This window comes from Dyella sp. NPDC103356 (assembly GCF_055584465.1).
The window spans coordinates 83,960-109,406 of the sequence record NZ_JBVJLZ010000006.1; the positions used below are offsets into that span (position 1 = coordinate 83,960).

Annotated in this window: 16 protein-coding genes and 1 pseudogene; 8 read left to right on the forward strand and 9 right to left on the reverse strand. The window is 60.5% G+C overall.

Annotated features, from left to right (window positions below; genetic code table 11):
* Positions 1–104: 104 nt before the first annotated feature.
* The 3 genes from ACZ6WW_RS14925 to ACZ6WW_RS14935 all read left to right on the forward strand — a co-directional run bounded on the left by ACZ6WW_RS14925 (position 105) and on the right by ACZ6WW_RS14935 (position 3,846).
* Positions 105–842, forward strand: coding sequence for an SDR family oxidoreductase (locus ACZ6WW_RS14925; protein ID WP_465274909.1), 738 nt, complete (start codon positions 105–107; stop codon positions 840–842).
* Between the two features lie 495 nt (positions 843–1,337).
* Positions 1,338–3,068 carry a S53 family peptidase gene (locus tag ACZ6WW_RS14930; protein ID WP_465274910.1) on the forward strand — a complete coding sequence of 577 codons (1,731 nt, stop codon included), beginning with the start codon at positions 1,338–1,340 and terminating at the stop codon, positions 3,066–3,068.
* 163 nt (positions 3,069–3,231) lie between these two features.
* Positions 3,232–3,846 (forward strand): hypothetical protein, encoded by a 615-nt coding sequence (locus ACZ6WW_RS14935; RefSeq protein ID WP_465274911.1) that lies wholly within the window; start codon positions 3,232–3,234, stop codon positions 3,844–3,846.
* Here the strand turns inward: ACZ6WW_RS14935 and ACZ6WW_RS14940 are convergent.
* The 4 genes from ACZ6WW_RS14940 to ACZ6WW_RS14955 all read right to left on the reverse strand — a co-directional run bounded on the left by ACZ6WW_RS14940 (position 3,806) and on the right by ACZ6WW_RS14955 (position 11,765).
* Entirely contained in the window at positions 3,806–5,032 is a 1,227-nt protein-coding gene (locus tag ACZ6WW_RS14940) for an SGNH/GDSL hydrolase family protein (protein WP_465274912.1), read from the reverse strand. The genes ACZ6WW_RS14935 and ACZ6WW_RS14940 overlap by 41 nt on opposite strands.
* On the reverse strand, positions 5,029–7,455 hold the full coding sequence (locus ACZ6WW_RS14945) for a glycosyl hydrolase family 95 catalytic domain-containing protein (protein ID WP_465274913.1): 2,427 nt from the start codon (positions 7,453–7,455) through the stop codon (positions 5,029–5,031). Before ACZ6WW_RS14945 ends, ACZ6WW_RS14940 begins: the two co-directional genes overlap by 4 nt.
* 31 nt (positions 7,456–7,486) lie before the next feature.
* A complete protein-coding gene (locus ACZ6WW_RS14950; protein ID WP_465274914.1) occupies positions 7,487–9,739 on the reverse strand; it encodes an alpha-galactosidase D in 2,253 nt (750 codons plus the stop codon).
* 706 nt (positions 9,740–10,445) lie between these two features.
* A complete protein-coding gene (locus tag ACZ6WW_RS14955) occupies positions 10,446–11,765 on the reverse strand; it encodes an MFS transporter (protein WP_465274915.1) in 1,320 nt (439 codons plus the stop codon).
* Between the two features lie 166 nt (positions 11,766–11,931).
* Between ACZ6WW_RS14955 and cyoA the strand changes: the two genes are divergently transcribed.
* The 5 genes from cyoA to ACZ6WW_RS14980 all read left to right on the forward strand — a co-directional run bounded on the left by cyoA (position 11,932) and on the right by ACZ6WW_RS14980 (position 16,739).
* The gene (cyoA, locus tag ACZ6WW_RS14960; protein WP_465274916.1) at positions 11,932–12,888 is read left to right on the forward strand and encodes a ubiquinol oxidase subunit II; all 957 of its coding nucleotides are present in this window, start codon (positions 11,932–11,934) and stop codon (positions 12,886–12,888) included.
* A gap of 69 nt (positions 12,889–12,957) precedes the next feature.
* Entirely contained in the window at positions 12,958–14,931 is a 1,974-nt protein-coding gene (gene cyoB, locus ACZ6WW_RS14965) for a cytochrome o ubiquinol oxidase subunit I (RefSeq protein ID WP_465275173.1), read from the forward strand.
* Positions 14,924–15,556, forward strand: coding sequence for a cytochrome o ubiquinol oxidase subunit III (gene cyoC, locus ACZ6WW_RS14970; RefSeq protein WP_281849002.1), 633 nt, complete (start codon positions 14,924–14,926; stop codon positions 15,554–15,556). Before cyoB ends, cyoC begins: the two co-directional genes overlap by 8 nt.
* Positions 15,553–15,939, forward strand: coding sequence for a cytochrome o ubiquinol oxidase subunit IV (gene cyoD / locus ACZ6WW_RS14975; protein WP_281849003.1), 387 nt, complete (start codon positions 15,553–15,555; stop codon positions 15,937–15,939). Before cyoC ends, cyoD begins: the two co-directional genes overlap by 4 nt.
* 32 nt (positions 15,940–15,971) lie before the next feature.
* Positions 15,972–16,739, forward strand: coding sequence for an SURF1 family protein (locus ACZ6WW_RS14980; RefSeq protein WP_465274917.1), 768 nt, complete (start codon positions 15,972–15,974; stop codon positions 16,737–16,739).
* 49 nt (positions 16,740–16,788) lie between these two features.
* Here the strand turns inward: ACZ6WW_RS14980 and ACZ6WW_RS14985 are convergent, their stop codons facing one another.
* The 5 genes and pseudogenes from ACZ6WW_RS14985 to ACZ6WW_RS15005 all read right to left on the reverse strand — a co-directional run.
* On the reverse strand, positions 16,789–18,426 hold the full coding sequence (locus tag ACZ6WW_RS14985; RefSeq protein WP_465274918.1) for an XVIPCD domain-containing protein: 1,638 nt from the start codon (positions 18,424–18,426) through the stop codon (positions 16,789–16,791).
* Between the two features lie 69 nt (positions 18,427–18,495).
* Positions 18,496–18,984: a hypothetical protein gene (locus ACZ6WW_RS14990; RefSeq protein ID WP_465274919.1), complete on the reverse strand. Its 489-nt coding sequence runs from the start codon at positions 18,982–18,984 to the stop codon at positions 18,496–18,498.
* A 122-nt stretch (positions 18,985–19,106) separates the two neighbouring features.
* Complete coding sequence (locus ACZ6WW_RS14995; protein ID WP_465274920.1) at positions 19,107–19,853, reverse strand: 3-keto-disaccharide hydrolase; 747 nt, start codon at positions 19,851–19,853, stop codon at positions 19,107–19,109.
* An 86-nt stretch (positions 19,854–19,939) separates the two neighbouring features.
* Complete coding sequence (locus tag ACZ6WW_RS15000; protein ID WP_465274921.1) at positions 19,940–20,431, reverse strand: hypothetical protein; 492 nt, start codon at positions 20,429–20,431, stop codon at positions 19,940–19,942.
* Positions 20,432–21,815: 1,384 nt separating this feature from the next.
* Positions 21,816–25,427 (reverse strand): annotated as a pseudogene (locus ACZ6WW_RS15005) (beta strand repeat-containing protein); the annotation flags it as partial.
* Between the last annotated feature and the right edge of the window lie 20 nt (positions 25,428–25,447).

A 25,447-nucleotide genomic window follows, 5' to 3' on the forward strand; every position in this document is an offset into this window, starting at 1 on the left:
ACCTTTCGAACGAGTACGTCGAAAGCATGGTACGGCAAACCAGCCACCATGGATCAACATGAGCAGCAGTTCCAGACACATCCACCACGACGGAGTCCATCACCATGAATCGTTTCGAAGGCAAGACCGTACTCGTCACGGGCGGCAACAGCGGCATCGGCCTGGCTGCCGCAAAGGCTTATGCCGCCGAAGGCGCGCGCGTCATCATTACCGGACGCGACGCCACATCCCTCGCACAAGCCCAGGCCGAACTGGGAGCCACCTCGGTAGCCATCGGCAACGATGCCGCTTCCCTGCCCGCCGCCAGACAGCTGGCAAACGAACTCACCGCGAAAGGCCTGACCCTCGATGCGGTGTTCATCAACGCCGGCGTGGCCAAGTTCGCGGCGTTCGCCGATGTCGACGAATCGCTGTGGGACCAATCGTTCGATGTGAATGTCAAGGGTGCGTATTTCCAGATCCAGGCGCTGCTGCCACTCCTCAACCAGGGCGCGTCGATCGTCATCAACGGCTCGATCAACGCGCATATCGGCATGCCGGCGTCCTCGGTGTATGCCGCAAGCAAGGCAGCGGTGATCTCGTTGGCCAAGACCCTGTCGGCCGAGCTGCTCCCGCGCGGCATACGCGTCAATGTGGTCAGCCCAGGGCCAATCCGCACGCCACTGCACAGCAAGCTGGGCATGGATGAGGCCACTGCCGCGCAGCTTCAGGCGCAAATCCCGGTCGGCCGCTTTGGCACCGCCGAAGAACTCGCCAGCACGATCCTGCATCTGTCGGCCAGCGAGTCCGCCTTTATTGTCGGTACGGAAATTATTGTCGACGGCGGCATGAGCCAGCTTTAGGGAATCTCGAATAACCACCTGGTCGTCATTCCGGCGCAGGCCGGGGCCCAGTGGCGCCATCACGGGGTTCTCGCGAAAAGCTCCGAACACGCTCGCGAAAACAGAGAACCGAAGCCACTGGATCCCGGCCTACGCCGGGATGACGATAGGGAAAACTGAGGTTATCGAGCTTCCTTTTATGGCGCATCGATAGCGCAGAAAGAACTTGCGTGAAGCGTTCGTCAATATCTCGAGAGTCGCAAGCTTGCATAGAGCTTGCGACTTCTTTTTTTGAATATCGCAATCGACGATTCAACCGCCGAATATGATCGCCTCGTCACAATTTATCGGGTGACAAAAAAAACATGAGCATTAGATGGTGGGCATTTTCTATCGCGACTCGTCTATATCAAACGATGCCATTCAACTTCAGGCATCGCGATTTTCGCAAGGATGCACGATGAGTTTTCCATAAGAGGTCAGATAGATAATCCCACCTACTGGAGAAACACGCTTATGAAGTTCGTCCCCTTTCGCAAGCCGAACGGCAAATCCAGCGTCCGCGCAATCGCTCCCGCCTTTATTTTCGCCAGCGCATTTATTTGTGGCCTCAACGCGCAGGCCGCCGATGCCGGTATTTATCGCATCATGCGGGCGCAGGTACCCGATGCCGTCAGTACCGGTCTGGCAGCACGCGTAAGCGATGCGCCGAGCACTCAGTCATTGAAACTCGCGCTGAATTTGCCGCTGCGCAATGAAGCCGAACTCGACAGCCTGATTCAGTCGATCTACGACCCGAGCAGCCCGAATTATCATCATTATCTGACCTCGGAAGAATTCACCGAGCGTTTCGCACCCACTCAAGCCGATTATGATGCCGTCGTCGGCTGGGCCAAGGTGAATGGCTTCAATGTCACCAGCACGGTATCGAATCGCCGACTGGTGGACGTCGAGGCGCCGGTCGATACGATCAACCGCGCACTGCACATCAAGCTCAGCAATTATCGGCATCCGACCGAGAACCGGAACTTCTTTGCACCCGATCGCGAGCCGACCGTGGATCTCGGCGTGCCGCTTCTGAAGATCACCGGCCTGACCAATGTCAGCCTGCCGCACAACCACATGCGTCGCGGCACGATCAGCCAGCAGATCAAGGCGCTGGCGCATGCCGAAGGCTCCGGTCCGTCCGGCAACTACACACCGACCGATATCCGCAAGGCCTATTACGGCTCCGGCTCGTTGAACGGCGCCGGCCAGGTCGTTGCGGTGTTCTCCTTCGAAGGTTACAAGGCCGCGGACCTGACGCTGTTCTACAGCCAGACCGGCACCCCCTCGACCGTACCGGTCAAGAATGTTCTGGTGAACGGCTTCAGCGGTACCTGCAATTCGCGCTGCGACGACGGCGAGCAGGTGCTGGATATCGGCAACGTCGTCGGCATGGCGCCAGGCCTCAAGCAGGTGCTGTTCTATGAAGGCGATAGCGCCACCGACGTGCTCAACCAGATGGCGACCGACAATACCGCCAAGGTGATTACCAGCTCCTGGGGCGGCGGCGACTTTGGCAGCGCGGACGATCCGATCTACAAGCAGTTCGCCACCCAGGGCCAGACCTATCTCAATGCCAGCGGTGACGACGGTGCGTACAACGCACAGACGTTCGACCCACCGTCACTGGACCCGAACATCCTGGATGTGGGTGGCACCTCGCTGACCACCAGCGGCGCGGGCGGCGCATGGGTCTCGGAGACCGGCTGGGGCGACACCTTCGAAGGGCTCTACGGTGCCAGCGGCGGCGGCTTCTACAAGCCGGCCGGCTATTCGATTCCGTCGTACCAGAGCACGGCCGGCGTGATCACCTCGACCAACAAGGGCTCGACCACGCTGCGCAACGATCCGGATATCTCGCTGGAAGCGGACTTCGACAACGTCACCGTCAGCCAGGGTTCGGTGGAAACCGGTGTGGCCGGAACCAGCTACGCCGCCCCGCGTTGGGCCGGCCTGCTTGCGCTGGCCAATCAGCAGTCGGTGGCCGCAGGCAATGGCACGGTCGGCTTCGTCAATCCGAAGCTTTACCAGCTGGCGCTGAGCTCCAGCTATCACAGCCTGTTCCATGACATCACCAGTGGCAGCAACAAGCCAGCCGCTGGTAGTGGCACGGGCTTCAAGGCCGTCGCCGGGTTCGATCTGGTGACCGGTTGGGGCAGCCCGATTGGACCGGCATTCATCAATGCCCTGGTCACGCCCTGAAACATCCGTAACACCTGCCGTGGAGGGCCGCCCCTGGGCGGCCCTTTCTTTTTCCCGCGTTGAAGTTCCCCAGCACCCTGCCGATAACCTGTCTTGAGCCGGCACGAAGTCCCCATCCCAGGGGCTTCATACCGCACGGTGGAACCACTCAAGCGAGACAGGCATGCTGAATTCCGCACCGAATCTGGATTACCTCAAAGCCGCATGGTCCGCCCTGGCCTGCATCAGCGGGCGCAACGCGGGGCAAAGCTATGAAGCCTCCGGGCTGACGCTCCAGCGCATCAATCACTCGACCATCGTGCACAAGGGCCAGGTACAGGTGGCGACCATGCCCTTGCATTACACACGCAGCGAATTGCGGGTGGGCTTTCTTGGCCGCATCGAAAACGAGGTTCGCAAGGCGGTCTCGGAGCTCGACAGCGTGCTGTTCCACAGCCTCGATGTGCCGGACGGTCACCATCTGGTGATCGAACTGGAAGAAAGCATGCGCTCATTGCGCCGTACGGGTGGACGGATGCTGTCGATCTTCGTGCAGCCGGATTCCGAAGTGGAGCACGAAACATTTTTCGTCGTGGAAATGCGCATTTTCCTGGATGCGCCGCGCGCGTGCCTGTTCGCCTATCGAGTGACGGCGCAAGGCGATGAAAAAATCGATCTGTTGGCCCAGGCACCCAAGCGCGCGCGCGTTCTCCGCGCGGCCAGCTACGCCGCGCTCGCACAACAGATGGCGAAAACTATCAATGCTGCGCTTTATCCCGAGACTGTCGCAGCAGGTTGAGATCGACCGCGCTGGCCATCGCCTGCATACCCTGTGCATTAGGATGCAGATGATCACCCGAATCGTAGCTCGCGTTTAATACCGCGGGATTCGACGGATCACGCAACGCGCGATCGAAGTCCACTACCCCATCGAACTCGCCGCTCTCGCGGATCCAACGATTGCCCGCCCGGCGAATCGCCTCACCGGCCTCGGTGTAATACCCGGCGCCTCGGTAAGGCAGCATGGTGCCACCGATAATGCGAATGCCAGCCGCATGCGCCTGCTTGATGAGCTCGCGGTAACCGCCGATCAACTGCTCCGCCGTGAGTGTGCTACCACCGACACCGGCATGGTTGCCAATATCGTTGATGCCCTCCATCAGGATCACGGTTCGTACCTGCGGCAAGGCAAGCGCGTCATGGCCAAACCGTTGAATTGCGCTGATGCCCTGACTGACAGGTGCATCGGTCAATACGCGATTGCCGCCAATGCCGGCATCGACCACACCCACGTGGCGATGAGCCTTGGCCAGCCTGCGCGCGAGAAAATCGGGCCAACGGGCGTAAGCGCTTTTCGGCGTGTCGTAGCCATCGGTAATCGAATCGCCAAACGCGACCACCGTACCCTCGCCATCCGAAGCGACATCGACGCCGGACAATACGTACCAGGATGTCTTCGAGGTTGTGTATGCGGACGCAGCAACCTCGCCGGCATGATTCTGCGAAGCGATATAGGTCGTATCGAAGGCATCGGAATGCCAGGACGTCGCACCGGTTTGCCCTGGCAGGTAGAGGCTGACCAACACGTTCTGCTCTGCCGCGACCTGCATCGGAATCGGATCGCTCCACCGCTCCTGGCCGGCAGGAATGATAAAGCTGCCTGCGTGCGATACCGTCACCTTATGTACGGATCCGGCCACCGCCACGGCATCGCGCGCCTGCAGGGCGACCGTTGCTTCACCGATATTCAGGGGACTGGTACCGCGCAGGTTCGACAAACGGATGCGCACTTGCGACCCGCCCGCACTGGGATGCGCGACCATCCGCACGGTGTTGTCGTTGAAGGCGGCGCCACCGGCCGTCATGCTGGGGGCCCAGACCGCTATCCGTTGATCAGCCTGCGGCGCCGCAGACGCAACATCGACAGCGGCTACCAACAACACCGTTAGTGCAGTCCGAGTCATCGCTTTGATCGTAAGCATCATGTTTTTGGCTCGATAGTGATCGACGTACCGGGGCGAAGCGCAATCGTCTTCGTCCAGTCGCCGCATTTCAAACGTGTCTGTTTGCCACCGACGCTTCGCAGCGTGACCGACGCGATCTTGCCAAGCTTCCAGGACAGGTCGACCTGAAAGCCGCCGCGCGCGCCCACGCCCGTCACGCTACCCGAGGCCGCCCATGCCTTGGGCAGTGCCGGCAACAGCTCGATCAGGCCGGGGCGCGAATTCATCAGCATTTCCAGCATGGCGGTGGGCGTGCCGAAGTTGGCGTCGATCTGGAACGCATCGCTGCCATCGGTCAGCTTGTACATGTCGAAGAAGTTCTGCGCCGTGCCGTTGCTATGGTTCGTCGATGGCGACAGATTGGTAAGCAACAATTGATAGGCCTTTTCCGGCTCGCCCAGACGTGCCCAGCACATCGCACGCCAGGCACAGGCCCAGCCATAACCGCCCGTGCGTCGGTCTTCGAGTAGTTTGGTAACGCCTTCGATCACGTCGGGTGGGCTGGTGTCGGTACGAATGCGATCGCCAGGAAAGAAGCCCACCAGCGGCGACAGATGCCGATGCCCTGGCTCACCGAGATTGTCCGGACTCATCCACTCCTCCAGCCAGCCATTCCTGGGACTGACCACAGGCAGATACAAACGCGCCTGCAGCTGCGCTATCGATGCGGCATAGCCCGCGTCCTTGCCCAATAGCGCACTTGCCTGGCGATAGTTCTCGAACAGATCCCAGACCCACTCCTGCGAATAGGTGTTCCCCTTGGTATCCAACGGCCCCTGCTCCGGCGACCAGTCGGCGTCGTCGATCAGGACCTCGCGCGCGACACCTGTTTTCGGATCTGTCACGGTAGTGGTCAACAACCGCGCCTCCCAAAACTCGCAGGCGCCCTTGAGCAGCGAATAAATCCGCGCTAGATAGGCGCGATCCTGGGTGTACTGATAGTGCTGCCACAGGTTGTTGCACAGCCACGCGTTCCCGGCCGGGTGCCACCGCCAGCCGCCACCGCCATAGATATTGGTGGAAATGCCCATCGTCCAGCCGGCGATCTTGCCCGAGCTGTTGCGAAACACGTTACGCGGATCGTTGAAGTGTTGACGCGTTGACGCCGTCCAGGAGGCGACCTGGCTGAGGCAATAGTGGGTCAATGCATCGAAGCACGAAGGCAGGCCCGCGCGGTCGGGTAGCCAGTAGTTCATCTGGATATTGATATCGCTGTGATAGTCGGCCATCCAGGGTGGCGAGTTGTCGTTTATCCAGAGGCCTTGCAAGCCGGTCGGCAAACTGTCGCGCGAGCCGGCGATCGTCAGATAACGCCCGAACTGCAGATAGGAGGCTTCCAGTTCCGGATCGGCAGGCGAACCTGCTGCTGCCCGCGCCTGCAGACGCTCCCACGAGTCCATCTCGCATTGCGCTTTCGTCGATGCACCCAGATCGACACGCATCGTGTCGAACAAGGCACGATAATCGGCTACGTGCGTGTGCAGCAGCGTGGACGGCGTCTGCCGCGCGGCAACTTCGGTTTTCTGGATCGACAGCTTCAATGGATCGAGCGAGGCATCCATATAGCCCTTGGCCACCTCCAGCGTGTAATTGGTACCGCCGCAAAAGACGACCGTGAGCGCTTCGCAGTTGGCAAAGTGAAGACCCTTGGCGTCGGCCGTCACGGTGCCGGACGATGCAAAAGCCTTTATGTTCGAAGCGTACTTGAGCCCATTATCCAGGGTCCCTTCAAAATGGCAGCTTGCGCTGCCGGCTTCCGCACGCGAGATATCACCGTGCATTCCGAACAACTCGACGGCACCGTTGTAGATGCCACCGCCAGCTTGCGACAGATGGATGGCAATCATGTCATCCGGATAGCTGGCAAAGATTTCGGACATGTACGCGACACCGTCCTTTCGGTACGAAACGCGAATGCATCCCTGGCCCAGGTCCAGCTCGCGACGATACTCGGTGATGTTCGCGGCCTCATGTCCTTCCACCACCAGATACAACTTGGCCAGCATCACCAGGCTGCCGAAGTGCTCCGGGGTGTAATCAAACTGGCCGTCGTCGCCCAGCACGACATCGCGCTTGCCCAGCCACATCGATGCGTCGGTGAGGTACAGACAGTTCAGCGCAGGGTCGCCACCAACCAAGGCACCGAGACGTCCATTACCGATCGGCAAGCCTTCGCGCAATAAGTTCGACTCCGCTGCCGGCGTGCGATACCAAAGCGCGTGCTTTGAAGCACCCGCCGGCAAGGGGCCGGCGGGGCGTTGTACAGGGCGGCTCTGGGCGAACCTGGGCAGGCCAAGCCAGGGCAGCGTGGCCATCATGGCGCCGGTCATTTTCAAGAACCGGCGCCGGGCGATCAGATCGACATGTTCTTCATCCAGGCACGCTTGCTGCTCTTCGTTACGCATCAGCACTCTCTTGGAAAATAACGAGCAGCAACTACTTGCTACCGGGGCAAGTCTGGGTACTGACGCCGACCAAACCCGCACCGGGTGCCACTACGATGCGATCAAGATCGGGTGCATACCCACCTGCATTGGGGTTGCCAATCTGGATCGTGTTGGTGCCGGCCTTGAGCGGCACGCTGATGATCGTCGGCACAGGATCGTCGAACGTACTTCCGTTCAGATCCAGCTGCCGCGCCTGGCCACCGTTGACCGTGACGAAGAACGTGCGCTGTCCGCTCGTCATATAGTCGATCTCCAGCTGATAGACGCCGGATACCGGGACAGTCACATTGGTGAAAGTCACGCTGTTGGCGGCACCGTTGCCGATGTTGCCCGCCTTGGAAAGACCCGATGCGTAGTTGCTGAAGCCCGCGGTCACCGTACCGCCCAAGCTGGCCGCCTCGGCCTCATACACGGTGGCTGCCGGCAGCGGCGCATGACCATCGCCGCTGATCACGATGCGATCCATATCCGGCGGATAGCTGGTCGGATTGCCGAACTGGATGCTGTTGTAACCGGCTTTCAGGCAAACCGGCACCGTGCTTGCCGATGGAATCTGGAAACTGCCGCCACCGGAGTTGAAGGTCTGGAATGGACCGTTATTCACCTTGTACAGCGACGAACGCAGACTCAACGTCAACGAGTCGATCTGCATCAGGTAGACGCCGGCATGACTCACATAAACATTGTTGAAGGTAACGGTGTTGCCCGCACCGAGGCCAAGACCACCGACCTTGCTGCCGCCGGAACAACCGCTGCAACTGGCCACACCCGCCGATCCGGCCAGCGTCGCCGATTCGGCTTCATAGCTGGTGCTGGGTGTCGATGCGGCATGCCCGGTCGCCGAGATCTTCAGCAGGCGCACGCCGTGCCCTTCCAGTCGGGTCGAGAACGAACGCCATGAACTACCGAGTTCGGTATGCGCCCACAAGTCGCGTACACGCCAGGCGCCATTGATGCCGAGTTCGTTCCACGGCAACTCGACCACCGCCGGTATCGCATTCATATTGAACAAGGCAACGTAGTAGTCGCCGTGACCGAGATCGGAAACCCATACCTGCTGATCGCCACCCCGTACCTGAGTGGCCGGCTTGCCGGATTGGTCAACGGCAAGCACCTCGTCGTTGGTCATCAGGCGTTTGCCGAAATCGTCGATCTTGGTCAGATCGCCACCCAGATACATCGGCGCATTGGCCATCGCCCATAGCGTCACCGCCGAGCGCTTTTCATCCTTGGTCAGACCGTCGAGCGTGCCATCGCCGACATCGAGCGAATCCAGATCGTTCCATCCCAGCGTCGCATTGGTTGCGTGCTCCCAGCCGGGAATATCGCGGAAGCGTTTGTAGATGCGCGGCCAGTCCGTCAATGTCGCGCAACGGCCTTCGCACTCGACGTCGTCATCGATACGGCGTGCATTGGAAAACTGTTGCCACGTGCTCAGATAGTCCTGATCGACCTGCCATGACACCGTCATCCAGATCGGCCGTCCTGTCTTGGCGATTGCCTTGGACCATGCTGCGACGTCATCGAGGTTGTTGATGCTCAGGTTGTCGCTATACGAGCCCGGCGTAACGCCGTCGAGCTTGATGAAATCCACACCCCAGGACGCAAACAAGGCAACGACCGAATCGATGTACTCCTGCGCGCCGGGCTTGCTGAAATCGATCTTGTAGTGATACGGCGACGTACCCGGGCCACCGAATGCATTGCCGGCGGTATAAGGCACCGCCAGGATGTCCTGGATGTGATACGACGTACCGAGAATTGGCGAATTCGCCAGCACCGCCGGCTCTTCGACACCGGGAATCCAGTAGATACCGGCCTTCTGTCCGTTCTGGTGGATATGATCGATCAGCCCTTTGATATCCGGGAAAATCGTCAGATTGGGCGTCGGCCGACCATTGGCATCAAAACTCCCCTGCCACCCCGAATCCATATTGATGTAGTCGAAGCCGTGCGCCTGCAAACCCGATGACAGCAGCGCGTCGGACTGCGTGATCATGTTGGCCTGGGTCAGGTAATTCGAGTCGAGCGTCTGCTGGCTGAAACTGCTCCAGCCGAGATAAGGCTTATGCGCAACGCCATTGACTTGCGCGCTCGCCATCGCGGCAACGCCGAACAAGCCAAGCGCCAATGCGCAACGTGGAAAAAGAGAACTGACAGCACGCCGCAGGGAGAGGCTGCGGCTGCGTACAGCGGGAGTAACTACGTTCGGATCGCGAGGCGCCCATACAGAGACATTCATCGAAGAATTCGTCCTTTAGGTATTAAACGGCCACAGGCGGGCTTTCACCGAAGCGTCCCCACGCCCCGTAGAAAGTATATTTGTAGTACAAATTAAACTAGGCCCGCGCGACTTACCCTGTCAAGAATTATTTGTAGGACAAATGAGAACTGCGGCATGGAGCGGTGGTATTGCGGCGGCGCAATATTTTTGCAGCGCAATATTTTTGCTGCGAAGAAGTATTGCGAGGAGTGAGTGGAGAGGAGTGAGGAGTAAGTAAGAGCGCAGTCGCACATCTCACCTCATTCCACCTATCCGTCATTCCGGCGAAGGCCGGAAGCGCTTTTCAACAGCGAAGCTGGTCATCTATTCCTCGGTCTCTCGCTCGTCAGAGGACATTTCGAAAACGGAAACGCTGAGGAATGGATTCCGGCCTTCGCCGGAATGACGATGAGGGGTAGGAAGACTGTGGCGAGCATCCAGCGCGCATTAAGTCCTCAGTGCCACGACGCCTCGCGCACAAATCCGGCGTACCTCAGAAGCGCCTGAAGTGTCCCCACTCGGTTCGAGTAGGCGGCACGAACGGTTTTATCCCTCAACGCCCGCTGCGTAAGCGGCCAGGTCGCGAAAGCACATAGGCAAGAACGAGACCGCCACGCCACTGGGTTCCGGCCTACGCCGGAATGACGATGTAGGAAGGATGTCGAGAATCCAAATTCACTACAGCTCAGCCACGCGTCTCCAACGCCCGATTAACCCGCAACGCAATCAACGTACACCCCACACCCGAAAGCAAATAAACACTCACCGCCACCAACCCAAACCTGGACGAAAGCCCAAGCGCAACCAACGGCGCAAACGCCGCCCCGATCAACCATGCCATGTCGGTAGTAAGCGCCGCCCCGGTATAACGAAACTTCGGTGCAAAGTTGGACGTCACGGTACCCGCAGCCTGCCCGTACGAAAGCCCCAACAAGGCAAAGCCAACGAGAATAAACGCGTCCTGCGCCGCCCGCCCGCCACCCAGCAACCAGGGCGCAAAAAGACTGAAGACACCAATCAGACAAGCCAGCGCACCAAGCGTATTACGACGACCAATCCGATCGGCGATGAAGCCCGAAGCGATGGTGCCGACAATCCCCAGAGCGCCACCGACGATCTGGATCGTCAACACCTGATCCACGGACTGTTCCGTACCCAACGAGATCCACGACAATGGAAACACCGTCACCAGATGGAACAGCGCATAGCTGGCCAGTGCAGCGAAGGCACCAAGGAAAAGGTTATAACCCTGCCCTCTCAGCAACTCGATAGTGCCGATCGGCTCCAGCTCCCGTTCTTCGAGCAACTGGGAATATTCCTCGGTAGCGACCAGGCGCAAACGCGCGAACAGCGCAACCACATTGATGGCGAAAGCGACAAAGAACGGATACCGCCAACCCCAATCGGCAAAATCGTCGACTGACAGATGTGTATGCAGATAAAGGAACAGCGAGCTGGCGATGACAAAGCCGATCGGTGCACCGGTCTGTCCCAGCATGGCGTACCAACCGCGTTTTTGCGGCGGCGCGCTTAACGCGAGCAGCGAAGGCAAGCCATCCCATGAACCACCAAGTGCGATGCCTTGCAGAAAACGGAAAAACGCCAGCAAGCCGATCGACCAGGCACCAATCTGGTGATAACCGGGCAGGAACGACATGCCCGCCGTCGCGGTACCAAGCAAAAAAAGTGCCGCGGTCAGTTTGGTGCTGCGATCCCAGCGCCGCTGCACCGCCATGAAGATGGTCGTGCCCAGCGGCCGCGCGATAAACGCGAGGGGAAACACCGTAAAGGAATACAGAATACCGGTCAGTGTGCTTTCGAATGGAAAAAATACCGTCGGAAACACCAGCACCGCAGCGATGCCGAACACGAAAAAGTCGAAGTACTCCGAGGCACGGCCGATAACCACGCCGATCGCTATCTCACCCGGCGTGACGGCGACGTGAGCATCGTGACGCTCGTTTCCCGCGGAAAGATCTTGCGGATCGCCAAAATTGCTCGACATGGCACGCCTCTCCCATTCGACTCAAACGGGGCTACAAAAAACCGTTCCCGGTAGTAGCATCTGGTATGCATGCTACTACCGCCATGGGACATTGTGTCCTATGTCTTGTGCACATTCGATCGCGTAACGTTCGACACGGGATCTTTCTAGGGATGCGTTGCCGGCCATGTCCTTGAAACCTTTTCGCGGACTGCTTCCCGTTGCCCTCGTCATGCTGGCGGGCTGCAGCACGGTCTTGATGTCCCCCTCGGGCGATGTGGCGCTCCAGCAGCGCAACCTGATCATCAACGCGCTGGTGTTGATGTTGATCATCATCGTCCCGGTGATCGCGCTTACCCTGTTCTTCGCCTGGCGCTACCGAGCCTCGGCCAAAGCCACGTACGCCCCGGAGTGGGATCATTCCGTCATGCTGGAGCTGCTGATCTGGTCGGCTCCGCTATTGATCATCATCGCCCTGGGCGCACTGACCTGGGTCAGCACGCACAAGCTCGACCCATATCGCTCGCTGGATCGCCTCTCCGCCGGGCGGCCGATCCCCGCAGAAGTGAAGCCGCTGGTCGTCGATGTCGTCGCGCTCGACTGGAAGTGGCTGTTCATCTATCCCGAGCAGGGCATCGCCACCGTCAATGAAATGGCCGCACCGGTCGACCGGCCGATCGAATTCAAGATCACCTCGTCGACCATGATGAATTCATTTTTCGTCCCTGCCCTTGCCGGACAGATCTACGCGATGCCGGGCATGGAAACACAGCTCCACGCCGTGATGAACAAGCAGGGGCAGTTCGAAGGTTTCTCGGCCAACTACAGCGGAGCCGGCTTCTCCTATATGCGCTTTGCGTTTCACAGCTTGAGCGCCGACGCATTCGACCAATGGGTGGCGCAGGCAAGACAATCCGGCGACAAGCTCGATCGCGAGAGCTATAACGCGCTGGCCAAACCCAGCACCAACGATCCCGTCCGGCGTTACGCAAGCGTGGCCCCGGGCCTCTACGACGCCATCCTGAATCTCTGTACCGAACCTCAGCGCCAGTGCGTAAGCGACATGGCGCACATGGGCGAGATGCGCCAGTCCGGCAAGTCCGGCGACGAACATCGGATGGATGCACCGGGAGCCGCCCAATGAGCCTGCACGTTGTTGAATCTTTGCGCAGGATGAGCCGCGATGCTTGACCATCCCGACATGACTCGAATGATTTTCGGCCGCCTGACCTGGGATGCCATCCCGCTGCACGAGCCGATCCTGCTGTGGACCTTTATTGCCGTGGCGATCGGCGCCGTGGCCGTGCTCGGCCTCATCACCTACAACCGCCTGTGGGGATATCTCTGGCGCGAATGGTTCACCAGCATCGACCACAAGAAGATCGGCATCATGTACATGGTGCTGGGATTGATCATGTTGCTGCGCGGTTTCTCCGACGCCGTCTTGATGCGTATCCAGCAGGCGATATCGTTCGGCCATTCGGTCGGCTACCTGCCACCGCATCACTACGATCAGATCTTCACTGCGCATGGCGTGATCATGATCTTCTTCGTGGCCATGCCGCTGATCACGGGCCTGATGAACTTTGTCGTGCCGCTGCAGATCGGTGCGCGCGACGTGGCGTTCCCCTTCCTCAACAATTTCAGCTTCTGGATGAGCACCGGCGGCGCCATCCTGGTGATGATGTCGCTGTTCGTGGGCGAATTTGCACGCACGGGCTGGCTGGCTTATCCACCGCTGTCGGGCATCGCGCAAAGCCCGGATGTCGGGGTGGATTACTACATCTGGGCGTTGCAGATCGCTGGCGTGGGGACTTTGTTATCCGGCATCAATCTATTGGTGACGATCGTCAAGATGCGCGCGCCCGGCATGAACCTGATGAAGATGCCGATCTTCACCTGGACTGCGCTGTGCACCAACGTGCTGATCGTCGCCGCGTTTCCCGTACTGACTGCCGTGCTCGCCCTGCTCGCGCTGGACCGTTACGTCGGCACCAACTTCTTTACCTACGACCTTGGCGGCAACGCCATGATGTACGTCAACCTGATCTGGATCTGGGGCCATCCGGAGGTCTATATCCTGGTGCTTCCGGCCTTCGGCGTGTTCTCCGAAGTCACCTCCACCTTCAGCGGAAAGCGCCTGTTCGGTTACACGTCCATGGTCTATGCCACGGTCGTGATCACGGTGCTGTCCTATCTGGTCTGGCTGCATCACTTTTTCACCATGGGCTCGGGTGCCAGCGTCAATTCATTCTTCGGCATCACCACGATGATCATCTCGATACCAACCGGTGCGAAGGTATTCAACTGGCTGTTCACCATGTATCGCGGGCGCATTCGCTTCGACGTGCCGATGCTCTGGACCGTCGGCTTCATGGTGACCTTCGTCATCGGCGGCATGACCGGCGTGATGCTCGCCGTGCCACCGGCGGATTTCTCATTGCACAACAGCCTGTTCCTGGTCGCACATTTCCATAACGTGATTATCGGCGGCGTGCTGTTCGGCCTGTTTGCCGGTATCAACTATTGGTTTCCCAAGGCCACCGGCTTCCGGCTGGATCCGTTCTGGGGCAAATGCGCGTTCTGGCTATGGCTGATAGGTTTCTGGGTCGCCTTTACGCCGTTGTATGTGCTTGGACTGATGGGCGTGACGCGACGCCTCAGCCATTTCGAAGACCCGTCGCTACAGATCTGGTTCCAGATTGCCGCCTTCGGCGCCTTTCTGATCTTGCTCGGTATCTTCAGCATGATCGTGCAGTTGATCGTGAGTATCCGGCGACGCGAATCGTTGCGCGATCTCACGGGCGATCCGTGGCAGGGACGCACGCTTGAATGGTCGACGTCGTCACCACCGCCGGCATACAACTTCGCTTTCACGCCGCAAATCCACGATACCGATGCCTGGTGGCAGATGAAGCACATGGGCTACCGCCGCCCCTTGCAAGGCTTTCTGCCGATCCATATGCCGAAGAACACCGGCGCAGGAATCATTCTGGCCGGCCTGAGCACGGTGCTTGGCTTCGCACTGATCTGGCAAATGTGGCTGCTCGTTATCGTGACCTTCGTGGCACTGCTGGTAGTCGCCATCGGGCATACGTTCAACTATGACCGCGACTATCACATCCCGGCCGATGAGGTCGCGCGCGTCGAAGCGCTTCGCACGGAGCAGTTAGCCAGCCATGTCTGAGACCACACTGTTACCCGCCGGAACACCGGGCTCGCCCCTGAGCTTCCAGGTTGCCGAGGACTACCATCCTCAGAACGGCACCCTGCTCGGGTTCTGGATTTACCTGATGAGCGACTGCCTCATCTTCGCCTGCCTGTTCGCGGTCTACGGCGTGCTGGGGCGCAGCTACGGCGGCGGCCCAACGGGACGCGAGGTGTTCGAGCTCCCGGTGGTTGCGCTCAATACGTCGCTGCTCCTGCTCTCGTCGATCACCTACGGCTTTGCCGTGCTGGAAATGCAGCGCAAACGTCAAAGCGGCACGCTGATCTGGCTGGCCATCACCGGCCTGCTCGGTGCCGGCTTTATCTTCTTCGAGCTAAAGGAATTCGCGCACCTCATCCATATCGGTGCCGGCCCGCAGCGTAGCGCGTTCCTGTCGTCGTTCTTCACGCTGGTCGGCACGCATGGCCTGCACGTTACCTGCGGCATCATCTGGCTGATCACCTTGATGGTGCAGGTATCGAAAAAGGGCTTGATCGAAGCGAACCGGCGACGCCTGATGTGCCTGTCGATGTTCTGGCATTTTCTCGACGTCGTGTGGGTCGGGGTCTTCAGCTTTGTCTATCTGATGGGAGTGCTGCCATGAGCGCACCGACCGAGGTGACCGGCCATGGTCATGAGCATCATGAAGACGAAGCCGCGCACAGCACGCTCAAGGGTTACCTGACCGGATTCGTGCTTGCAGTGATTCTCACGGCCATACCGTTCTGGCTGGTGATGAGCGGCGGCCTGGCTAAATCGAGCACCACGGCACTGGTCGTGCTTGGCCTGGCTGCCGTGCAGATCGTGGTGCACATGATCTACTTCCTGCATATGAACGCCAAATCGGAAGGTGGCTGGAACATGCTTGCGTTGATCTTCACCCTGGTGCTGGTGGTGATCACCTTAAGTGGCTCGATATGGATCATGTATCATTTGAACAACAACATGATGCCGGCAAGCATGCACGACATGTCGAACTTGCCCTAGCCCGATAGTCAGCGACCGATATGCCTCGAACCATGGAAGAACCGCGCACCCCGCGAGGGTTGTTTTCTCTCGCCCTGTGGGTCGTTTTCGGTGCGATCGTTTTTGCCGGCTTTGTGGCGCTCGGCACCTGGCAGATCTATCGCCGCGCGTGGAAGCTCGATCTGATTGCTCGCGTCGATCAACGTATCCACGCACCGGTGACGGCCATACCCGGCCCGTCCCAATGGCCGCAGGTGAATGCCGCCAGCGACGAATACCGTCATGTGCAATTGAGCGGCTCCTATCTTTACGACCGGCAGGTCCTGGTGTGGACGTCCAGCGACCTGGGCAGCGGCTATTGGGTCATGACGCCGCTGCGCATGGCCGACGACTCGATCGTCATGATCAATCGCGGGTTCGTGCTCGCCGATCGTTGCTCGACAACGGCCCCTTGCGCACCGGGAGCGACCGGCGACATTACGTTGACCGGCCTGATCCGCATGCCGGAAACCAGGGCGTTCCTGCGCCATAACGATATCGCTGCCGATCGCTGGTACACGCGCGACGTCGCGGCCATGGCGACGACACGCAAGCTTGAACACGTGGCGCCCTATTTTGTGGATGCAGACGCTCCGACCAACGCGACATCGCAACCTGATACGTCCTGGCCACGCGCAGGTCTTACGGTCGTGTCGTTCCCGAACAACCACCTGTCCTATGCGATCACCTGGTACGCGTTGGCGCTGCTTACGCTGGGCGCGGTGACTTACGTCGTTCGCGACGGCATCCGCTCGCGTAGATCGCCAACGGGTCCCCGCTGATTCTCGCCGCCCCGCCACCGATGGCGCATGGCAGCGGGTAGCCCATGGGTCAATGGATGACAGGGTTGGCGTGATGCTGAATCGGCGCCTCGTGATGCTGGGTCGGTGCCTGTTGTTGCTGGACCGCGTGGCTATTGGTCGCGGGTTGATGTTGGGCGGCCTGGTGCCACGCGTTACTGCTCTGGGCGATCGGGGTGTTGACCGCCTGCGCCACATTGACATCGGTATATTGCTTGAACGGTGAATTCAGATCGCCCTGCACCGCATAGGCACGACTCGCATCGTCGCTCAGCACGACATGATTGATCTGGCTGAGCCCATGCTCCCTGGCGGCAACAGTCAAGGCGGCGGCAAGGTTCGCGCTGTGATGATCGGAGGCGCGACCCTGCTGCGCGTCCAGGTGTTGTACCGCGCTGAGCGCGTCTCGATACATCGCGTTACCCGGATGCGCTGCATCGTTCAACTGTGAAGCAGCAGCGTGCGCGGCCGCCTGCGGATGATGCGCCTGCGCGGGATGAGCTGGATGGCCGTGATGAGCCGGATGAGCTTGCACAGCGGCGGGATGCGTCACATGCAGCAGGCGCTCTTCGGCGCCATTTCGGCGAACGTTGAGGTCAACGGTGTGATCGTGATTGACCGTGCGCGTCAGATCGGTGCGCGCGACATCGCTCCACTGCCCGTTGACGAAGGCGCGCCCCTGACCGGCGCGGTCCCATTCGACAAAGTCGCGGCCTTCGGCATAAAAGCCACGCCCATGGGCCGTGGCAGGGTTGCCATGGTTATACGAACCACCGCTTTCCAGCGCGTTGACCATCGCACGGCCATGCGTCGGATCGACGAAGGCATCCTTGACGGTGAGGTATTCCTGGCCTAGATGCGGATGAGCCGGATCGGCGTTCAGCCGCGTCGGGTTGACCAGCGGATTGGCGACCACATCCTGCCACGGCGCATGCATGGAGTTGTTTACGGTGGCATGCTGCATGGTGTTGAACAGGTCCGCACCACGAAGCGCCGCGTCGCGTCCCGATTGCATATAGCCAGGCATATGGTCGACGGCGCCACTGACGTCGGCCACACTGTGATAAGTGCAGTTGCCGACGTCGTGAACGATCTGTCCGCCCCAACGCTCGCTCTGGTTGTAGGCCTTGGCGGCGATCGCGATAAGCTTGGCTTGGTCGTCTGCCGACGCATGCTGATAGAGCTGGCTCGCACGCATGGGCGTCACCACATCGGTCATCAACTTGTTGACCTGTTCCACGTCACGGTTGTGGATGAAGGTGATGCCGTCGTTGCTGGCGAGAAAACTGTTGAGATGCGACTTGACGCCAGCATCGAGGTCGCGGCCGTTGTCCGCGTTGATCTGGTGACCGTTACGGCTCAGGTCGCTGATCGTCTGCGTACGCTGCGCATCGTTCAAGGCCCAGTCGGCGTGGTTGGCATGCGCCCAGGTCTGGTAGGCATCGACCAGTTGGGTAGATACGACACCACTGCTCTGGCCGAGGTCGCTTTGCAAGGTGCCGATCGAATAGCCGCTGGCCGCCACGGGGTGCAATTCGACGTTGCCCTGCGCATCACGAGTCGTATTTCCCGCAAAGCTGAGGCGATACGCTTGGTCGCCCCCTTCAGAACTCACACCGATCGCAAAATAAGCGACAGCCCTGGCTTCGTCGTCCGTTAAACCTGGCATGGATGCTCTCCCCTCAATACGCGTTCAATCAAGGATGCAGCGAGTTGCTCCGCTCATATCTTGTGAAGTTCAGCTACCGCACTTGCTGTCACCGTGAACCGGCTTGCCGTTCACGGATGCATGCAGTACGACATACTTCCTGAAAGTGTTGTCGCCTTTCTTGCCGGTCATCTGATACCACACCAGATCCGTACCCTGGCGCACGAAATAATCGGTCTCGTTGGCTTCGTAATCCGGGCAAACCGCATAACCGGCCTGCTCGTCGCTGCCGCAATAGCGCACGAACAGCTTGCCGTCGTGAATGCTGCCTTTGAGTTTGCCGTCCGAACCACTGGCCTGCGTGCCGTCGCTCCAGTCGCCGGTCACATCGGTGCCGGCCTGTACCAGTTTGATGTCGGCTGTGTGATGTTGACCGCAGGTCTGCCTATAGGCCCAGCTACCCTGAAAGGGATGGTCATCGGCTTGCGCCAGGCAGAACCCCTGAGCGAGCGCCAGGCCAGCGATTGCCACCATGGCCTTCCACACGCGCCGCGCCGTACCGCGTCGATAGTCGAACATGCGCACTCCTTGAATCCCTGGATCCGGGGTGCCTGGCTGCAGGCCGAGGCACCTTATCGGGATAATACTGAATCGCGCCGTATTTTATCGCCGCCGGAAACTGCGACGAATTTCCGGCTTTTTCAGAGCGCCTTGATCTTGATGTCCCGGAACCAGAGGCGAATCGGCGTCTCGCCTTTGTCCTCGGTGCCCTGCAGGGAAATATGCCCTTTGTGAAACTTGGCGAACCCCGGCATACGGGCAAACTTGGTGTGCGCCACCAGCTTGTCCCAGTCGGCGTCCCACAGATGCGTATCGACAACCTTGTGGCCGTTCTGGAAAAACTGCAGATGGCCGTGATCGGAAATAATTTCGAACTGATTCCAGTTGCCGGCCTCGCGCACGCGTTCGACATCGGATGAAATCAAATCGAAAAGATCGCCGGAGCGCTCGTAAAGCACCTGACTATCGGGCTTGGTGCAGACCAGGTCGGCGATCTGCATCTCCGGTCCGGTTTCGTAGGTTTCATGGTATTCGGGCGATTCGTGCACGTTGAACATGATGCCCGCATCAGCGCAGGCGGTCATTTTCCATTCGAGCTTCAGGTCGAAGTTCTCGTACTCGGCTCTTGTCACCAGATCGCCGAAGTCCTTCTCGTCGCCGGTGCGACCGCGTTCGAGCATGATCGCGCCGTCCTGCACACTCCAGTCCTTGCCCGGCGCCTTCTGCAGATACGAATGCCAGCCATCGAGGTTCCTGCCGTTGAAAAGCAGCTGCCAGCCATCGGCTTTTTCTTGCGGACTCAAGGTATTGACCGATTGCGCGGCAGCGACGCCGGACAGGGTGCAAGCGGCAACTATCACAGCGGCGAAAAGCGTCGATCGACTCACGGCTCAGAACCCCTCTTAGGTGATTTCGCCGATTTTGCATCGATCTAAATGGCGCCACTAGTGACTATTGGCATACCTGCGAAGGGTCAGCGCGGCACGTGATATGCCGATGGCGACGAGATCCGCGGATCGGCGAATACGTGTATTTCCGTGGCGCAGCCCATGTGCGCCTCGGGCGCCAGCGGCACGTAGACATCCAGATTGCCGCCCGGGTAGGAGCGCGCATATTGCTCGAACCCGTCATGCCCGCCGTAATGAGGCAGTTTGCTCAGCTCGTACCGCGAGACAAGCTGATCCACACGCGGATCCGCCGATGGCTTGAGAAACAGCGCCAGGCGAATCACCGCTTGTGTGTCATCGATAATTTCCACGACGATGCGCGAGAACGCAGCGTCCAGACCGACATATCCATAAGTCGTGGTGCGATAACCGCCGAAGCTCAATGCTGCATCGGTGGTCTTGCTTATCGTCGCACCCGTGTCGATGGCGCCCACCAGTCGGCTCAAGTCACGCAGATAGATCGGCCGTGAAGCCGCAAGCTCCGCTTGAATCGCATCCATGGACACTGTCACTGACATGGGCGGCTTCGTTGCAAGATCGCGGCCGCCTGAATGGCGGCCGCGATGGATGGCCTCAGAAAGATACCGTCAGGGTCAACCGAGCTGATTGATCGTTCGCGTGACTGGCAAACTGCCCGAAGTAGCTCGCGTCGACCCAGGCATGCGAGCCCAGCGGCATGCGCAGACCCAGGTCGACAACACCGGCGTTGCTGGCAACGGCCACGCCCTGGATGTTGAAACCAGGACCACCTGCAACGAAGTGCTCGTTGCGGCTCGCCTGCGTGTCACCCCAGGCATGCTGCCAGCCGATACCGGCATAACCGCGCAAGCCGCTCTGGCCCAGGCTTGTCGTGCTGCGCAAGCCCAGCGTACCGATCGTCTGGTTGGCCGTTGCCGCATCGATGTCCAGATCGGCCGCACCGCCCTGTTCGCGGAAACCATCGGTATGCACCTGTACGCGCGCGAGGTTGGCATAGGGCTCCAGGGTGGTGAACTGACCCAGGGGAATCACATAGCTGCCTTCCAGATAAGCCTGCGCGGTATGTGCGTCGTAGTCGCTGTTCGCACTCTGCGAGAAACCGGGGAAGCTGATCGAGCGATGGCCACGGATGTCCTGCCACGCGTAGATCACCGCACCGCGAAGCCGGAACGCACCCCATTCGGAATTGCCGTAGAAGCCGGCATACGTACTGTGGGCATTCGTATCCGAACCGAGCGAATCCACGCGCGTCGAATCCTGGCCGCGCGCAACCAGCACACCGAGCCGGGTCTGATCCAGCGGCAGATCGGCACCGACTACCAGGCCACTACCGTTCGATTGCATGTGCGAAGCATTGCCGTCGCCATCGTGATCGTCCCAATGTCCCCAGCCGGTGGTCCACACCACGACGCCGTCATGCGTTTCGCCGTTCGCCGTCTGGCCACCGTAGTCGATGCCCTGCAGATGCTGGTTCACCGCACTGCGGATATGGCTGCTGCTGTCGAACAAGGCGGTTTGCGTACTGGCATGCACTTCACCCGAGAGCTCGTTGAGCGCACGGCGTGCACCGTCTGGATCGAGCAAAGTCAACGCGGAATACACCGGATTGTCGAAGGTCAGGCCATCCATGCCGGTCGCGGTGTTCTTTTCGTTGTGCGTGTTGGCGATGTCGACAAAGCTCACCGCATTGCGCTGCAACGACAGATTCACCGCATTGGCGGTGTAGCTCAGCGTCGGCGTCAGGAAGGTCAGACTGGACTGCACGCCGGCAAATGTTCCGCTGACGCCCTGGCCGCCGGTGATGATGGTGTATTCGGTCGTCGGCTTGTAGTTGCCGGGGCTGAGCAAGGCCAGCGCGGTGCCGCCCTGGATGGTGACCGTGCCCGCAACGGCGATCAAGCTGCTTTGGCCGGCCGCGTTCGCCGTGACCTGATACGTCGAACCGCTGCGCAGCAACGCATTGCCGCTGACATTGAGCGGATCGGTAAGACTGCTTGGCATGATCGTGCCTTGCAGATCCAGGCCGCCGATCGTGCCGATGCCGCTGAGCGTCGCACCGCTGTTGACGACGACGTTGCTATCGAGCGTCGCGCTCGCATGGCCGGCATCGCCGACAATCAGCGTGCCCGACTGCACCGTGGCTGTTCCGGTCGCCGAGTTGTTCCCATTCAAGGTCAGCGCACCGCTGCCCTGCTTGGTGATGCTGCCGGTGCCGCCAATGCTGCCATTGAATGCGCCGTCGCTGTTCTGGTTGAACACCAGTGCGGCGTTGTCGGTGATGTTGCCGGTCAGGCTGGTCGTGTCGCCCTGCAAGGTGCCTGCACTGATGACGGTACCGCCGGTGTAGCTGTTGGCACCGGCCAGTATCAGCGTGCCCGCGCCTTGCTTGGTGACCGTACCCGCGCCGGAGATAGCACCGGCAAAGCTGCCATCCGTCCCCTGATCGAAGACCAGTGCGGCGTTGTCGGCGATATTGCCCTGCAGGCTGGCCGAGTTGCCTTGCAACGTGCCCGCACTGATCGTCGTGCCGCCGCTGTAGCTGTTGGTGCCACTCAGGGTGAGTACGCCCGCACCTTGCTTGACCACCGCGCCGGCACCGGAAATCGCGCCAGCGAAACTTCCGTCGGTCGCCTGATTGAACGCGAGTGTCGCATTGTCGGCGATATTGCCTTGCAGGCTGGTCGTGTCGCCTTGCAGCGTACCGGCGCTGATCGTGGTGCCGCCGGCATAGGTATTGGCGCCGGTGAGCGTCAACGTGGCCGCGCCTTGCTTGATCAAGCTGCCGCTGCCCGAGATCGTTCCGGCAAACGTACCGTCGCTGGTCTGGTTGAAGGCAAGCGCGGCGTTGTCGGTGATATCGCCTTGCAGGCTGCTGGTGGTGCCGGCAAGCGTACCCGCGCTGATCGTGGTGCCGCCGCTGTAGCTGTTGGTGCCGCTCAAGGTGAGCATGCCTGCGCCTTGCTTGGTCAACGAACCGCTGCCCGACACTGCGCCGGTAAAGGTACCGTCGCTCGCCTGGTCGAAGATCAACGCGGCGTTGTCGACGATGTTGCCCTGCAGGCTGGTGCTATTCCCCTGCAGTGCACCCGCACTGATCGTGGTGCCGCCGCCATAGCTGTTGGTGCCGCTCAGGATCAGCGTCCCCGCGCCCTGTTTCGTCACCGTGCCGCTGCCCGAGATGGAGCCGGCAAAGGTGCCGCCGTTTGCCTGGTCGAACACCAGTGCGGCGTTGTCGGCGATGTTGCCCTGCAGGCTGGTGCTATTGCCCTGCAAGGTACCGGCGCTGATCGTCGTGCCGCCGGTATAGCTATTGGCGCCAGTCAGGATCAGCGTGCCATCGCCCAGCTTGGTCAGGCCGCCGCTACCGCTCAGTGCATTGCTCAAGGTGAACGCGTTACCCGCGTCGGCAATATCGACACCGCCGCCAGCCGCACCCAGCGTGACCGCGCGTGCCGTGGTATTGAAGGCGGTGCCGGTAATGCGCAGCGTGCCGCCTTCGAAATCGAGGTTGGCCGATGCCGCGCCGAGATTCGCATCCGACGAGACCGAAAGTACACCCGCGCTCAACTCGGTACTTTGCGTGTACGTGCTGGCGCCGTTCAACACCAGGGTGCCCGCGCCGGTTTTGTTGAAACCGTTGCCGGTCAGCACATTGTCGATGGTCGCCGTCCAGCCTGCGCTGGCGGAGCTGCCGTCGCCCACGCGTATTTCACTGAGCGGAGCCTGCGCTGTCCCGGTCAAACCGATCGCATCGCCATTGAGGTGATAGCCGTCGCTGGCGAACTGGATGCCCAGTGTCGTCACCGGTTGCGCCCCACCGGCATCGTCGACGGTGACCGTGCCCGGTGCGCCGCCGAAGATCACGAATGCATTGGCCGGCTCGCGCGTGGCCGTCACACTGCCGGTGGCATCGGTCCAGTTCGCATTGGCTTGCGACCACACACCGCTGCCGCCGCCCAGCTGACTGTTCGTCGCCAGACCGTTGGCATTCCAGAAGTTGAGATCCATCCCGGCGGTCGTGATCAGGTTGATCTGCTTGCTGCCGGTCAGGTTCTGAATGGTGTAGCCACCGGGCGGTGGCGTGATGCCGCCATTGGCTTCGGTCAGCGTGCCGGTGTAGTTGAACAGGTTGTACAGGCCCGGGCCGAAACCACCCGCGTCGAGCGGATTGAGGGTGGCGCCATTGATGGTGAGGTTGCCGTTGACCTGGACGCTGTGGCCCTGCCCTGGCGTGTTGATGTTGGGGCCCGGCGCGCCGAACGAGAAGTCCAGCTGGCTGCCCTGTTCGAGCAGCACGTTGCCATTGACGGTGAAACTGCCCACCGGATTACCCGGCGCCAGATGGCCGCCCGATTGGACGTCCAGATCGCCGTTGACTTGACCGAAGCCGCCGAGCGATCCGGTATTGGCCACCGTGATATTGCTCTGCACGCTGGCCGACGCATGCGCCGCATCGCCGCCGATGATCAGGCTGCCGGATGTCACCTGGGTGGCACCGGTATAGGTGTTGACCCCGTTGAGCGTCAACGCACCGCCGCCGCTCTTCGTCACGCCACCCGTACCGGCGATCACGCCGGCAAAGTTGCCGCTGCCCACATCGAGCGTGGTGCCGCCCAGTTGAATCTGGCCGCCCGTGCCGGTCAGGCTGGCCACGGTCTGATTGCCCGCGGCCGAGACATCGAGCGTGCCGTTGCCGCTCAAGCTCAATGCCGAGCCCGCCGCCAGGCTGCCACCGGCACCCAGTACCAGCGTGCCGTCGTTGATGGTGGTGCCACCGGTATAGAGATTGGCACCGGTCAGGGTCTGCGTACCGCTGCCATCCTTGATCAAGGCACCGCTGCCGCTGATCACACCACCGAACGAGCCGTTCGCTGCACTGTCGAGCGTGAGCGTGTTGCCACCGATATTTACCGTACCGCCGCCACCGTTCAGCACGCCGACCGTCTGATTACCCGCGGCGGAAATATCGAACGTGGCGCCTGCCGCCAGATTGATCCCGCTCGATGCGGCAAGGCTGCTGCCGGCCCCCAGTGCCAACGTACCGGCATCGATGCCGGTGCTACCGGTATAGGTGTTTGCACCGCTCAAGGTCAGCGTGCCGCCGCCTTGCTTGGTCACATCGCCGGTGCCACTGATAACACCTGCATAGGTGCCGTTCGCGGTCTGATCGAAGATCAACGACGCGTTGTCGACGACATTGCCTTGAATGCTGGTCGTATTGCCCTGCAAGGCACCCGCGTCGATCGTCGTGCCACCGCTATAGGTGTTGGCGCCACTCAAGGTCAGAGTGCCGGCGCCATCCTTGGTGAGATTGCCTGTGCCCGATACCACGCCGGCAAAGGTTCCATTGGCCGCCTGATCGAAGATCAACGACGCATTGTCGACCACATTGCCCTGGATGCTGGTGGTGTCGCCTTGCAGTGCACCCGCGCTGATCGTGGTGCCGCCGCTGTATGTATTGGCGCCGGTTAGTGTCACCGTACCGGCACCCTGCTTGGTCAGGCTACCGCTGCCGGAAATCGCACCGGCCAGCGTTCCATTCGTCGCCTGATTGA